The following is a 12,895-nucleotide window of genomic DNA, read 5'->3' as shown; positions in this document are numbered from 1 at the left end:
ATGAGCATGGATCGGATTGAACGTTGGGCTTCAACGTTACGCGCCGAATGGCCTTTCAAGCTGCGCCTGCGGGCGTGGCCTATCGCTATTTGCCTGCTGTTTCTGGCCTGTATTGCAAGCGGTCTGGCGATCGTCATCATTACGCACACGACACGAGTCCAGTATGCCCAGCTCCAGCAGCTCGAGCAGGAAAAAAACCAGCTGCAAACCGAATGGGGGCAGCTGCTTTTGGAAGAGGGCGCCTGGTCGACTCCGGCCCGTATCGAACAGATTTCCACTGAACGCCTGGATATGCGTATTCCCGATGTTCATGATGTCGAGGTAATCCGGCCATGAGAAGCGAGCGTCGGGGAGGGATGTCCCGTCAGGCACCCGTGGCGCCACCGCTGGGTGGCGGCCGCTTTCTGTTCATTCTGATTATAGTGGGCCTTGCCTCAATTACCTTGATGGGGCGAATCACCCTGCTCCAGGTGATTGATCGTCCGTTTCTGCAAAGTCAGGGCGACGCGCGCACCCTGCGTCACGAGGCCATTCCTGCCCACCGTGGCATGATTACCGACCGCAACGGCGAGCCGCTGGCGATCTCGACGCCAGTCGTTACCCTATGGGCCAACCCGCAGGAACTACCCACCGACGGCATTCAGCTTTTCATGCTGGCCCAGGCGCTGGGCATGACGCCAGACGACTTCGCTGCGCGTATCGAACGCTACAGCGGGCGCGAGTTCATGTATCTACGTCGCCAGATGACTCCGGAAGCCGCTCAGCGCATTCTTGATCTGCGCACGCCGGGCGTTTATCCCCAGCGTGAGTACAAACGCTACTATCCGGCCGGCGAAGTGGCCGCTCAGCTGTTGGGCGTGACCAACGTCGATGACGTCGGGCAGGAAGGACTCGAACTCTCCTACCAGCCTTATCTGGCAGGCCACCCGGGTCAGCGTCGGGTCATCAAGGACCGCCGTGGGCGGCTGGTGCGCGAACTTGGCATCATGCGCGATGCTCAGCCCGGCGGCGATCTGGTGCTGTCGATCGATCAGCGCATTCAGTACATGGCGTACCGCGAGCTGCGGGCGGCCGTAGCGGAAAACGAAGCCGATGGCGGCGTGCTGGTCATGATGGATGCACGCACCGGTGAGGTGCTCGCCATGGCCAATCTACCCTCCTATAACCCCAACAACCGCACCGGACTTGATCCCCGCGGCCTGCGTAACCAGGCACTGGTAGATGTGTTCGAACCGGGCTCGGTCATGAAGCCATTGGCCATGGCGGCGATCCTGGAAAGCGGCATCGTGAACCGTGATGCTGTGGTGGATACCTCGCCGGGTTGGATGCGCATCGATCAGTTCACCATTCGTGATATCCGCAACTATGGTCAGCTCGACCTGCCGGGCATCCTTGAAAAATCCTCGAACATCGGTATGTCGCGCCTGGCGCTTCAACTGAGCGACACGGCGATCTGGGAAAAGTATAACCAGCTGGGCTTTGGTCAGTCACCGGGTACGGGCTTTCCTGGAGAGTCGACCGGCAGCCTGCCGGCTCCCGTGCGCTGGTCGCGCAGTGAACGCGCCGCGCTCTCCTATGGCTACGGGCTATCGGTGTCGGCGATTCAACTGGCAAGCGCCTACACAGCACTTGCCAACAACGGCGAGCGGTTGCCGCCCTCATTGCTGCGCCTGCCTCAAGCGCCAGCGGGTATTCCCGCCATTTCGCCAAGCGTGGCCAATGACCTGTTGGACATTCTGGAAACGTCGGTCGGGCCAACCTCCGGCGGCAGGCGTGCGCGCGTGGAAGGCTACCGCGTGGGCGGCAAAACCGGTACGGTGCGTAAATCAGGCCAGGGCGGCTATGCCACGGACGCCTATCGCAGTGTGTTTGCCGGGATTGCGCCCATCTCGGACCCGCGTATCGTGACCGTGGTGATGATCGATCATCCCAAGGCAGGCCAGTTCTACGGTGGCGCCGTTGCCGCCCCGGTGTTTTCAAGCGTCACGGGCAACGCCTTGCGCTTGCTTGATGTGCCGCCAGACCATGAGGTCGACGACGAATAGCATGACTAAGGAGATGGCATGACGTTGACGCCCACCCAATTGTGGGACGCGCTTGGCAAGGTATGGCCGAGCACTTCCCTTGATCAGATGCCGGCGTTGCCCGACTCGCTGCGCTTGGTGAGCGACTCGCGCACGTTGAAGACTGGCGATGTTTTCGTGGCCGTTCCCGGTAGCCAGCGCGATGGCGGCGAATTTATCAAGACCGCGCTTGAACAGGGCGCCTCACTGGTACTGGCGCAGGCACGCGACAGCGACGCCGCCTTGAAAGAGCGGGTGCTTTACCTGCCTCACCTGGGCATGCGCCTGGGCGAGCTGGGTAAACGGCTTTATGACGTGCCGGATGATCTGGACGTTATCGGCGTTACGGGCACCAACGGAAAGAGTTCGGTGACTCATTATATCGCGGCGCTGAGCGAGGCGCTGGGAACGGCCGCTGGCATCGTAGGGACGCTGGGTGTGGGGCGCCCCGGCCAGCTTACGGATACTGGCCTGACCACCCCCGGGCCGCTGGCGCTACAGGCGGCGCTTGGCGAGCTTGCGGCCCAGGGCATTCGACGCGTGGCGCTCGAGGCCTCTTCTCATGCGCTGGATCAGCAACGTCTGAACGCCGTGAATATCACGACCGGCGTATTTACCAATCTTACCCGCGACCATCTGGATTACCACGGCAGCATGGCCGCCTACGCGGCGTCCAAGGCCAAGCTTTTCAGGCGTGGAGAGCTTGAGCTTGCGGTCGTCAATGCCGACGACCCGCTGGCACGACTGATGCTGGCAGGTATTGATGCCCGTGTGCGCGTACTGGCGTCCGGCCAGGATGAGGCGGTCACGCTGCGCGTGATGGATGTTCAGTCGAGCGAGACGGGGCAGCAGGCGATGATTGCCACGCCGGACGGCGAGCGGATGCTCACGCTTGGCCTGGTAGGGCGTTTCAACCTCGACAACGTGCTGCTGGCCATGGCCGTGCTGTACGGATTGGGAGAATCCCTGGATGCCCTGTTCGAGGCCGCCGCCGCGCTTGATCCCGTGCCGGGACGCATGGCGCTTTATCATTCGCCTGCCGCCCCCAGCGTTGTCATCGACTACGCGCACACTCCGGATGCGCTCAATAACGCGCTTGAAGCGCTGCGCGCCCATGTAAGCGACGCCGGAAAGCTGTGGTGCGTGTTTGGCTGCGGCGGCGATCGGGATACCGGCAAGCGGCCCGAGATGGCCAAGGCCGCCGAGCAGTGGGCGGACGTCGTGGTAGTGACTGATGACAACCCGCGCAGCGAGTCTGCCGAGCTGATTCGCCAGCAGATCATTGAAGGGCTGTCTGCCGACGCCGCGCCGCTGGATATCGGCGATCGCCGCCGCGCAATCGATCATGTCATCCGTCAGGCCAGCGAGAGCGATATTGTGCTGATTGCCGGCAAGGGTCACGAGGCCTACCAGGAAATCAGCGGCGTGCGCCATGCCTATAACGATGAAGATGAAGTTCTCAAGGCGTTTGCCGTGCGGAGAAGCGGCCAATGACCTGGACACTTGCAGAGGCGGCATGCGCGCTGACTATCGAAGTGCCTGAAACAAACGCCGCTCTTGAACTGAGTGCGGTGGTCACCGACACGCGCAATATCGTTCCTGGCTGTCTGTTCGTGGCGCTCAAGGGGCCGCGATTCGATGGCCATGATTTTGTCGAACAGGCGCGGCGCGAGGGCGCCGTTGCCGCCCTGGTCGAGCGCCCCGTCGAGAGCGTGCTGCCACAGCTGGTGTGCCCGGATACCCGCCTGGGACTCGGGCTTCTTGCCGGTGTCTGGCGTCAAAAGCACCAGCTGCCGCTGGTGGCCGTCACCGGCAATAGCGGCAAGACTACGGTCAAGGAGATGACCGCGGCGTTGCTGGCGCCGCTGGGCAGCGTGCTGGCCACGACCGGCAATCTGAACAACGATATTGGCGTGCCGCTCACCCTTTTACGCCTCACGCCCGAGCATCAGGCTGGGGTTATCGAGGTAGGGGCCAACCACCTGGGTGAAATTGCCTGGTCAGCCCGGCTGACACGGCCGGATGTAGCGGTCATCACCAACGTCACCGGCGCTCACGTTGGCGAGTTCGGCGGTATGGGCCACATAGCCCAGGCCAAGAGCGAGCTGCTTGAAGGGCTTGGTGCTGACGGTATGGCGGTACTCAACCGCGACGACCGTTACTATTCGCTATGGGCCGCCTGTGCCGCGCCGCGTCGCGTGATCAGCTTCGGATTTGATAGCCGAGCGGATGTCCACGCCGCGGCACTTTCCTGCGACTCCCAGGGGCGGTATGCTTTCACGCTTGTCGAAAATGGCCGGGCGCTGGGACGCGTGCAGCTTGCCATGCTTGGCAAGCATAACGTCAGCAACGCGCTTGCCGCAGCGGCTGCCGCGCTTGCCGCGGGCGTTGCTCCTGATGCTGTGGTCAACGGCTTGCAAACTATGGCGGCGCTCAAGGGACGGCTAAGCGTGGTGCCTGGATTGAACGGTGCCACGCTGCTGGACGATACGTACAACGCCAACCCTGGGGCGGTGAAAGCGGCCCTTGAGACGCTGATGCAGTTTCCAGCACCGCGCTGGTGCGCGCTGGGCGCGATGGGGGAGCTTGGCGCTGACTCGCACGCCCTGCACGCCGAAGTGGGCCGCCACGCGGCCGAGCTTGGCATCGACCAGCTGCTCACACTGGGTGATGCAGCGCGGCCCGCCGGTGATGCCTTTGGTTGCGGGCAGCACTTTGACAACCACGAGACGCTCGCGCGTCATATCATTAATACTTTGCCGCCCGGCACCACGCTATTGGTGAAAGGGTCGCGCAGCGCCGGCATGGAGAACGTCATTGCCGCGCTACGCTCGGATGAAATAAGGTAAACGCCGTTCATGTTACTTTACTTGGCGAACTTCCTGGCCCAGTACCAAACGGGCTTTCAGGTCTTCAACTATCTGACCCTGCGCGTCATTCTGGCTGCGCTTACCTCATTGATGCTCTGCCTGTGGCTGGGGCCGTGGGTCATCCGCCGCCTGGTAGACGGCCAGATCGGTCAGGCCGTGCGCGACGACGGCCCACAGTCGCATCTTTCCAAGGCGGGTACCCCCACCATGGGGGGCGTGATGATTCTGCTGGCCATCGCCATCAGTACCTTCATCTGGGGTGATCTTTCCAATCATTACGTCTGGGTAGTGCTGGCCGTCACGTTAGGGTTTGGTGCCATTGGTTGGGTGGATGACTATCGCAAGGTGGTCGAGAAGAATCCCCGAGGCCTGCCCGCCCGCTGGAAGTACTTCTGGCAGTCCGTTGTCGGGCTTGGCGCGGCGCTGGTGCTCTACTTCACGGCAGCGACGCCTGCGGAAACCAGTCTGCTGGTGCCGCTGTTCAAGGATATCGCGCTGCCGCTTGGGGTGTTCTACATCGTGCTGACCTACTTCGTGATCGTGGGCAGCTCGAACGCGGTCAACCTGACCGATGGCTTGGATGGTCTGGCCATCATGCCTACGGTACTGGTCGCCATGGGGCTTTCGGTATTTGCCTACGCAAGCGGCAATGCCGTATTTGCCAACTATCTGCATATTCCGTTCATCCATGGTACCGGCGAGCTTGCCATCTTCTGCGCTACCATCGCCGGTGCGGGGCTTGGCTTTCTGTGGTTCAACACTTACCCCGCTCAAGTATTCATGGGCGATGTGGGGGCGCTTGCCCTGGGCGCAGCGCTTGGCGTGGTAGCGGTAATCGTGCGCCAGGAAATCGTGCTGTTCATCATGGGCGGCATCTTCGTGCTCGAAACCGTGTCGGTCATCCTGCAGGTCGGTTCGTACAAGTTGACCGGGCGGCGCATCTTTCGCATGGCGCCGCTGCATCACCATTTTGAATTGAAGGGCTGGCCCGAGCCGCGCGTGATCGTGCGCTTCTGGATCATTACCGTTGTCTTGGTGTTGCTGGGGCTTGCGACACTCAAGGTTCGTTAACCGGCGCAGTGACGATGGCCGTTGCAGCCTTGAGCGTAGAACGCAAAGGAGCCAGACATGGGGCAAGTGCCTATTCAAGTACCTAGCGGCGTGACCGTGGTTGTCGGTCTGGGCGTTTCCGGGCTTGCCATCTGCCGCCATCTGACGCGTATCGGGCGGCCGTTCATGGTGGCGGATACCCGCGCCGTTCCGCCGGGCCTTGATGCGTTTTATCACGCCTACCCCGGTGTTGACGTGCACTGCGGCCCGCTTCACGCGCTGGACTTCACTCGTGCCTTTGAAGTAGTGGTAAGCCCGGGCGTCGATCCTCGCTCGCCCGGCCTTGAAGGCTTGATCGATACGCTGAACCCAGAAACCGGCGAGCCCCGGCTTGTGGGCGAAACCGCGCTGTTTGTGCGCGCCAAGCGCGCCGGGGGCAATGCCGCACCGATTGCCGCCATAACGGGTTCGAATGCCAAATCCACGGTAACCACGCTGCTTGGCGAGATGGCGAAAGCCGCTGGCGTGAGCGTTGCGGTGGGCGGAAATCTGGGCACGCCCGCACTCGATCTGCTGGCCGATGAGCCGGATGCCGAGCTATACGTGCTGGAGCTTTCAAGCTTTCAGCTGGAAACCACGCCGACTCTAGGCGCAACCGCGGCGGCATTTTTGAACCTGAGCGATGATCACCTGGATCGGCATGGCGACATGCAGGATTATCGCCTGGCCAAGCAGCGCATTTTCAGTCAGGCGCAATACGCCATCGTCAATCGTGATGATCCGCTGACCTGGCCCGTTCAAGACGGGCCGAAGGTCGTTTACTTTTCGGTGACTCCGCCGGGTGAACACGAGTGGGGCCTGGTATGGCAGGGTACCGAACTATTGTTGATGCAGGGGCAGACCCGCTGGGTAGCGGCCAGCGAGCTACAGCTTGCCGGGCAGCACAACTACGCCAACGCCTTGGCCGCGCTTGCCCTGGGGCAGGCGCTGGGGCTTCCGGCCTCTGCCATGGTCGAGGCGCTCAAGGCATTTACCGGCCTTGCCCATCGTAGTGAAACCATTGCAACCCTTGGCGGTGTTACCTGGGTCAACGACTCGAAGGGTACCAACGTCGGGGCAACGCTTGCCGCGATCAGCGGTCTGGGCGCCACTCTTGAAGGGCGACTGATCTGGCTGGCAGGCGGGGTAGGCAAGGGGGCGGATTTCACACCGCTTGCCGAACCTTTAGCCAGGTGCGCTCGCCTGGCGCTGCTGTTCGGAGAGGATCGTGGGCGGATTGTCAAGGCACTTTCGCCGAAGGTGACGGTGCGTGAGGTGGAGAATCTTGTCCAGGCAATGGAGGCAGCGTTTGCAATTGCCAAGCCCGGTGACTGCGTGCTGCTGTCGCCGGCGTGTGCGAGTTTTGATCAGTTTTCTGGCTATCAGGCCCGCGGTGAGGCGTTTCGTCACTGGGTTGAGCATAAGGCAGCGGAGGCATCGCCATGAGCCGTCTACAGCGTTTTCACCAGGCTGTTACCACGCGTAATTTTCCCTGCGATATCTGGCTGATCGTTGCGGCCGTATCCCTTGCCGGGCTTGGCTGGGTCATGGTCAGCTCGGCCTCCGTTGGCCTTCTGGACAACAGCTTTTACTACTTTCGCCAACACGGCATATTTCTGCTGCTCTCCTTTGTAGGCTGTATTTTCATGATGAGCGTGCCGCTGGAAGTATGGCGGCAGAATGCGGCGCTTATCCTTTTGATCAGTATCGTGCTGCTGGTTGCGGTACTGTTGTTTGGGCAGGAGATCAACGGCAGTAAGCGCTGGATCAGGCTCCCTGGTCCGTTACCCAGCCTCCAGGTCTCCGAGCTTGGCAAGGTCGGGCTGATTTTGTACATGGCCATGTTCATGTCGCGTTTTGCCTACGAGTTACGTCAGCGCGCCTTTACACTATGGCGGCCGATTGCGGTGCTTGCGGTGCCTGCAGGGCTTCTGTTTCTGGCACCGGATTTTGGCGGCATGGTGGTGTATACCACCTGCGTGATCGGCATGCTGATGATGAGCGGGGCGTCACTGGTGCTACTGATCGGCAGCGGCGGGCTGCTTGCCTCGGGTGCTGTCATGCTGGTGGTGCTGGAGCCTTACCGCCTGGCGCGTTGGACCAGCTTTCTCGACCCCTGGGCCGATCAGTTTGCGACCGGCTATCAGCTGACCCAGGCGTTGATTGCCTTTGGCCGCGGCCATGTGACCGGCACAGGGCTTGGCAACAGCGTGCAGAAGCTTCACTACCTGCCCGAAGCGCACACCGATTTCATCTTTGCGGTCATTGCCGAAGAGCTTGGCATGATCGGCGCCATCGCCGTCATTTTGATGTTTACGCTGTTGATCGGCCGAGCCATGTGGATCGGGCGCAAGGCCGAGCTTGCCGGCCACCTGTTCGGCGCCTACGTAAGCTACGGCATCGGCTTTGTTATCGCCTCGCAGGCGTTTATCAACATGGCGGTAAGCTCGGGGCTTTTGCCCACCAAGGGGCTGACTCTGCCGCTGATCAGCTATGGTGGATCGAGCCTGCTGGTCATCGGCATGATGATCGGGCTCTTGCTGCGCGTCGATGCAGAGACGCGGCATCGTCCGCGCCGCGCGCCGACCCCCTACAAGTCACGTCGCGAACCGCGATTATCGTAAAGCATAAGGAGTCGTGTGTGACCACGATCGCACCTCAACGCGTTTTAATCATGGCGGGCGGAACCGGGGGACACGTGATTCCCGCGCTTTCACTGGCGCGCGCGCTGAACGCCCAAGGCGTTGAAGTGGAATGGCTGGGTAGCCCCCGCGGCATTGAAAACCGCCTGGTGCCCGAGGCGGGCATCAAGCTGCACACGATTGCGGTAAGCGGGCTGCGCGGCAACGGTGCGGCCGGCTGGCTGAAAGCGCCGGTAAATCTGAGCCGCGCCGTGCTCCAGGCGCGGCGCGTCATCAAGCGCTTCAAGCCGCAGCTGGTGGTGGGTCTTGGCGGCTTCGCCAGCGGCCCGGGCGGGCTTGCCGCCTGGCTTTCGCGAATCCCGCTGGTCGTTCACGAGCAAAACGCGGTGGCCGGACTGACCAACCGCGTGCTGTCTCGGCTTGCAACCCGCAGCTACGCCGCGTTTGTCGAGGCCTTTGGCGAGCGAGCGGAGGTGATCGGCAATCCGGTGCGCGAAGAGATCGCTGCGATCGGGGATGCACCACGCTGTGCCGAAGAGCTGGCAGGGCGTCCGCTGCGTCTGCTGGTGGTGGGTGGCTCGCTCGGGGCGGTGGCGCTTAATGAGCGCCTGCCCCAGGCGGTGGCTGCGTTGCCGTTGGAAAAACGCCCGGAAATACGCCATCAGGCGGGAAAATCGCGCGAGACGCAGACGCTTGAAGGCTATAGCCGGTACGGGGTGCCTGCAGAGGTGACCCCGTTTATTGATGACATGGCGGCCGCCTACGCCTGGGCGGATCTGGTGGTTTGCCGGGCAGGGGCCTTGACGGTCGCCGAGCTTGCCGCTGCGGCAAAACCATCCCTTTTGGTGCCTTTTCCGTTTGCCGTTGATGATCATCAGCGGGTCAACGCCGATGTGCTGGTCAAGGCGGGGGCGGCACTTTGTGTTGTCCAGTCGGCGCTTACCCCTGAGCGGTTGACCCACTATTTAAGCGATCTACTAGAGCCCGCAACGCTTGCGCTGATGGCTTCCAGGGCGCGCCAAGCGGCCCATCTGGATGCCACGGAGCGACTAGCCGAAGGATGCCTGGCGATACTCAATAAAGGAGAAGCAGTGTGACCGACTCAGTAACCCAACCCCGAGCGCCGCGCCTGAGCCCGAGCGGCCCGGGTATGCGTCGTATTCAACGTATTCATTTCGTGGGGATTGGCGGCGCGGGTATGTGCGGTATTGCCGAAGTGCTGGCAAATCAGGGTTACAGCGTCAGCGGGAGCGACATGAAGGCTTCATCCGTCGTTGAGCGGTTACGCCAGTGCGGTATTCGAGTGGAGATCGGCCATGCCGAGTCAAACGTTACAGGCTCTGATGTGGTGGTGGTTTCAAGCGCCGTGGATGAGACCAATCCGGAAATTCGCTGGGCGCACGAGCACCGCGTACCGGTGGTACGGCGTGCAGAAATGCTTGCCGAGCTGATGCGTTTTCGCCACGGTATCGCCGTAGCCGGTACGCACGGCAAGACCACGACCACCAGCCTGACCGCAACGCTTCTGGCCGAAGGCGGCCTGGACCCGACCTTCGTGATTGGCGGTCGCTTGACCAGTGCCGGTGCCAACGCCCGCCTGGGCGAGGGCGACTACCTGGTGGCCGAAGCCGATGAGTCTGACGCCTCGTTCTTGCATCTTCAGCCCATGGTGTCGATCGTCACCAATATCGACGCTGATCATATGGCGACTTACGGCGGCGACTTCGAACGACTGAAAAGCACTTTCATCGAGTTTCTGCACAACCTGCCGTTCTACGGACTGGCCGTGCTGTGTATCGACGACCCCCACGTACGCGTGCTGTGCGAACAGGTCAAGCGCCAGTTCGTGACCTACGGATTTGATGCCGATGCCGACTACCGTATCGTCGACTTTACCCAGCAGGGCGGCGAAGTGAGCTTTACCGCTCTGCGTCCGGCCGGTGCGGCACCCCTTGACGTTCGCCTGGCCATGCCGGGGCGTCACAACGCCTTGAATGCCATGGCGGCGATCGTGGTGGCAACCGATGCTGGCGTCAGCGATGACGCTATCCTTCGAGGGCTTGCAAGCTTTGCCGGGGTCGGGCGGCGCTTTCAGGTGCATGGCCATTTTCCGGCACCCAAGGCCCCCGGTGAGATCATGCTGGTGGATGACTATGGCCACCACCCGCGGGAAGTGGACATGGTGATTCGTGCGGTGCGTGCTGGCTGGCCGGAGCGTCGGCTGGTCATGCTTTATCAGCCTCACCGCTATAGCCGCACCCGCGATCTGTATGAAGACTTTGTCCGGGTGCTGTCCCAGGTTGATACGCTGGTGCTGCTGGATGTGTACAGTGCCGGCGAAGCGCTGATTCCCGGTGCAGATGGCCGGGCGCTGGCAGGCTCGATCCGCCAGCGCGGCGAGGTCGACCCGTTATTTGTCGAGCACAAGCAGGAGCTCCCTGCGCTGCTGGCCAATGTCCTTAGGCCCGACGATATTCTGATTACCCAGGGCGCAGGCGATATCGGCGGTATATCCCTTTCCCTCGCGCAGGCAAAACTGGCATTGAGCGAGGTGGCGCTATGAGCACCGATTACGCCTCTAAAGGTCACGTGGTCGTGGTGTACGGTGGCTCATCCGCCGAGCGTGAGGTGTCGTTGAAAAGCGGTGCGGCGGTTCTCGAGGCGCTCAAGCGTCAAGGCGTCGATGCCCAGGGCTACGATCTGCGCGACAAGGGGTTGGCCGGGCTTGAGGCGCTGGCGCCGTCAGCAGTGTTCATCGCCCTGCATGGCCGGGGCGGTGAAGATGGCACGCTGCAAGGTGCGCTCGAGCTTTTGAACATACCCTACACCGGCAGCGGTGTGCTTGCCTCGGCGCTGGGCATGGACAAGCAGCGCACCAAGCAGGTGTGGCAGGCCTCTGGACTGCCTACGCCGCAAAGCATCATGCTCGATGATGATGCAGATTGGGACGGTGTCGTGGCAACGCTTGGTCTGCCGATGATGGTCAAGCCAGTGCACGAAGGCTCCACCCTCGGTATCAGTATTGTCAAAACTCGTGAGGCGCTAAAAGCCGCTTACCACGAAGCTGCCCAGTTTGATGCCCGGGTCATGGCCGAGCGGTTTGTGGTTGGCGATGAGTACACGGTGGCATTGCTCAATGGACAGGTGCTGCCGGCCATTCGTGTGGAGGTGCCCGGTGGCTTTTACGATTATGAAGCCAAATATATCTCCAACACGACCCAGTACCACTTGCCCTGCGGGCTTTCAGCATTGGATGAAGCCGAGCTTGCCAAGCTCTGCCGTGAAGCGTTTGCGGCGATCGGCTGTGAGGGCTGGGGGCGGGTAGACGTCATGCGCGATGCAAATGGCCAGTTCTGGCTGATTGAAGTCAATACGGTGCCGGGCATGACCGACCATAGTCTCGTTCCCCAGGCGGCTGCCCATGCGGGCATTACGTTTGATGAACTGGTAGTGCAGATACTTGAGACGGCTGGAAAGCAGGGCGTGTCATGACGAGGCCGTATGAAAAAGCGTAATGCCTGGTTCGGCATCATTTTACTGGTGCTGCTGGTAGGTGCCGGAGGGCGCGCACTCTGGCTCTGGCTTGATCGGCCCATCGAACGTGTCTCCATTCGTGGTGAGTGGGAGTACGTGAGTGCCGATTACCTGCGTACCCAGCTTGCACCGCTGGTACAGGGGGCAACCTGGCTGTCGGCGGATCTGGGCGTGTTGCGTAACCGGGCCATGCAGATAGGCTGGCTGCACGAAGTGCGTATCTCGCGCGAGTGGCCGAACGCTTTAGTGTTTGAGCTGGTAGAGCAAGAGCCGGTAGCCCGCTGGAACGACGACTTTCTACTTAACCCTGAAGGCGAGCCGTTTCCTTTCGCTCCGCTCGACGTGCCCACTGGGCTACCGGACCTTGCCGGCCCCGAAGGGAGCAGCGAAGAGGTGCTGGCCTACTATTACCGGTTGACGCCACATTTTGAAAGTCTGGCACTGGGGCTTTCGCAGCTTCGCCTGGAGCCACGCGGCGCGTGGCGCTTGCAGTTGAATAACGGCACTTGGGTAATGCTGGGAAGGCGTGAGCATGAAGTTCGCTTAGCGCGCTTATCGGCTTCCTGGCAGCGCGAACTGGCGCGGTTTGGCGAACATATTCGCTATATTGACTTGCGTTACCCCAACGGCGTTGCGGTTGCCTGGCATGGAGAGAGCGATTTCGAAACGCCCGAAGAGTAAGGGGCGGTCTGGCCGC

The 12,895-nt window shown here is 61.7% G+C and carries 11 protein-coding genes; all 11 read left to right on the top strand.

Going from position 1 to position 12,895, the window contains the following annotated elements; genetic code table 11:
* From ftsL to B0H98_RS00425, 11 genes are read left to right on the top strand one after another with little or no spacing between them, the layout of a single operon-like run.
* Positions 1-336 carry a cell division protein FtsL gene (gene ftsL / locus B0H98_RS00475; RefSeq protein ID WP_106373112.1) on the top strand — a complete coding sequence of 112 codons (336 nt, stop codon included), beginning with the start codon at positions 1-3 and terminating at the stop codon, positions 334-336.
* The gene (locus B0H98_RS00470) at positions 333-2,045 is read left to right on the top strand and encodes a peptidoglycan D,D-transpeptidase FtsI family protein (protein ID WP_106373111.1); all 1,713 of its coding nucleotides are present in this window, start codon (positions 333-335) and stop codon (positions 2,043-2,045) included. The genes ftsL and B0H98_RS00470 overlap by 4 nt, the downstream gene beginning before the upstream one ends.
* An 18-nt stretch (positions 2,046-2,063) precedes the next feature.
* Positions 2,064-3,557, top strand: coding sequence for a UDP-N-acetylmuramoyl-L-alanyl-D-glutamate--2,6-diaminopimelate ligase (locus B0H98_RS00465; RefSeq protein WP_106373110.1), 1,494 nt, complete (start codon positions 2,064-2,066; stop codon positions 3,555-3,557).
* Positions 3,554-4,912, top strand: coding sequence for a UDP-N-acetylmuramoyl-tripeptide--D-alanyl-D-alanine ligase (locus B0H98_RS00460; protein WP_106373109.1), 1,359 nt, complete (start codon positions 3,554-3,556; stop codon positions 4,910-4,912). Before B0H98_RS00465 ends, B0H98_RS00460 begins: the two co-directional genes overlap by 4 nt.
* 9 nt (positions 4,913-4,921) lie before the next feature.
* Entirely contained in the window at positions 4,922-6,004 is a 1,083-nt protein-coding gene (gene mraY / locus B0H98_RS00455; protein ID WP_106373108.1) for a phospho-N-acetylmuramoyl-pentapeptide-transferase, read from the top strand.
* 57 nt (positions 6,005-6,061) lie between these two features.
* Entirely contained in the window at positions 6,062-7,468 is a 1,407-nt protein-coding gene (gene murD, locus B0H98_RS00450; RefSeq protein ID WP_106373107.1) for a UDP-N-acetylmuramoyl-L-alanine--D-glutamate ligase, read from the top strand.
* Positions 7,465-8,646, top strand: coding sequence for a putative lipid II flippase FtsW (ftsW, locus tag B0H98_RS00445; protein ID WP_106373106.1), 1,182 nt, complete (start codon positions 7,465-7,467; stop codon positions 8,644-8,646). The genes murD and ftsW overlap by 4 nt, the downstream gene beginning before the upstream one ends.
* Positions 8,647-8,663: 17 nt before the next feature.
* Positions 8,664-9,761 carry an undecaprenyldiphospho-muramoylpentapeptide beta-N-acetylglucosaminyltransferase gene (murG, locus tag B0H98_RS00440; RefSeq protein WP_279628344.1) on the top strand — a complete coding sequence of 366 codons (1,098 nt, stop codon included), beginning with the start codon at positions 8,664-8,666 and terminating at the stop codon, positions 9,759-9,761.
* A 53-nt stretch (positions 9,762-9,814) separates the two neighbouring features.
* Entirely contained in the window at positions 9,815-11,227 is a 1,413-nt protein-coding gene (gene murC / locus B0H98_RS00435) for a UDP-N-acetylmuramate--L-alanine ligase (RefSeq protein WP_106373850.1), read from the top strand.
* Positions 11,224-12,156, top strand: coding sequence for a D-alanine--D-alanine ligase (locus B0H98_RS00430; RefSeq protein ID WP_106373105.1), 933 nt, complete (start codon positions 11,224-11,226; stop codon positions 12,154-12,156). The genes murC and B0H98_RS00430 overlap by 4 nt, the downstream gene beginning before the upstream one ends.
* 9 nt (positions 12,157-12,165) lie before the next feature.
* Complete coding sequence (locus tag B0H98_RS00425) at positions 12,166-12,879, top strand: cell division protein FtsQ/DivIB (protein WP_106373104.1); 714 nt, start codon at positions 12,166-12,168, stop codon at positions 12,877-12,879.
* Positions 12,880-12,895: the final 16 nt, after the last annotated feature.

The organism is Vreelandella songnenensis (assembly GCF_003002925.1).
GTDB classification, from domain to species: Bacteria; Pseudomonadota; Gammaproteobacteria; order Pseudomonadales; family Halomonadaceae; genus Vreelandella; species Vreelandella songnenensis.
The sequence above is the reverse complement of the archived record's forward strand: the minus strand, read 5'-3'. Positions and strand labels throughout refer to the sequence as shown.

Excerpts from the sequence above, each read along its gene's own strand:
- ftsL (WP_106373112.1), top strand. The coding sequence starts at position 1 with ATGAGCATGGATCGGATTGAACGTTGGGCTTCAACGTTACGCGCCGAA.
- B0H98_RS00470 (WP_106373111.1), top strand. The coding sequence starts at position 333 with ATGAGAAGCGAGCGTCGGGGAGGGATGTCCCGTCAGGCACCCGTGGCG.
- B0H98_RS00465 (WP_106373110.1), top strand. The coding sequence starts at position 2,064 with ATGACGTTGACGCCCACCCAATTGTGGGACGCGCTTGGCAAGGTATGG.
- B0H98_RS00460 (WP_106373109.1), top strand. The coding sequence starts at position 3,554 with ATGACCTGGACACTTGCAGAGGCGGCATGCGCGCTGACTATCGAAGTG.
- mraY (WP_106373108.1), top strand. The coding sequence starts at position 4,922 with ATGTTACTTTACTTGGCGAACTTCCTGGCCCAGTACCAAACGGGCTTT.
- murD (WP_106373107.1), top strand. The coding sequence starts at position 6,062 with ATGGGGCAAGTGCCTATTCAAGTACCTAGCGGCGTGACCGTGGTTGTC.
- ftsW (WP_106373106.1), top strand. The coding sequence starts at position 7,465 with ATGAGCCGTCTACAGCGTTTTCACCAGGCTGTTACCACGCGTAATTTT.
- murC (WP_106373850.1), top strand. The coding sequence starts at position 9,815 with ATGCGTCGTATTCAACGTATTCATTTCGTGGGGATTGGCGGCGCGGGT.
- B0H98_RS00430 (WP_106373105.1), top strand. The coding sequence starts at position 11,224 with ATGAGCACCGATTACGCCTCTAAAGGTCACGTGGTCGTGGTGTACGGT.
- B0H98_RS00425 (WP_106373104.1), top strand. The coding sequence starts at position 12,166 with ATGAAAAAGCGTAATGCCTGGTTCGGCATCATTTTACTGGTGCTGCTG.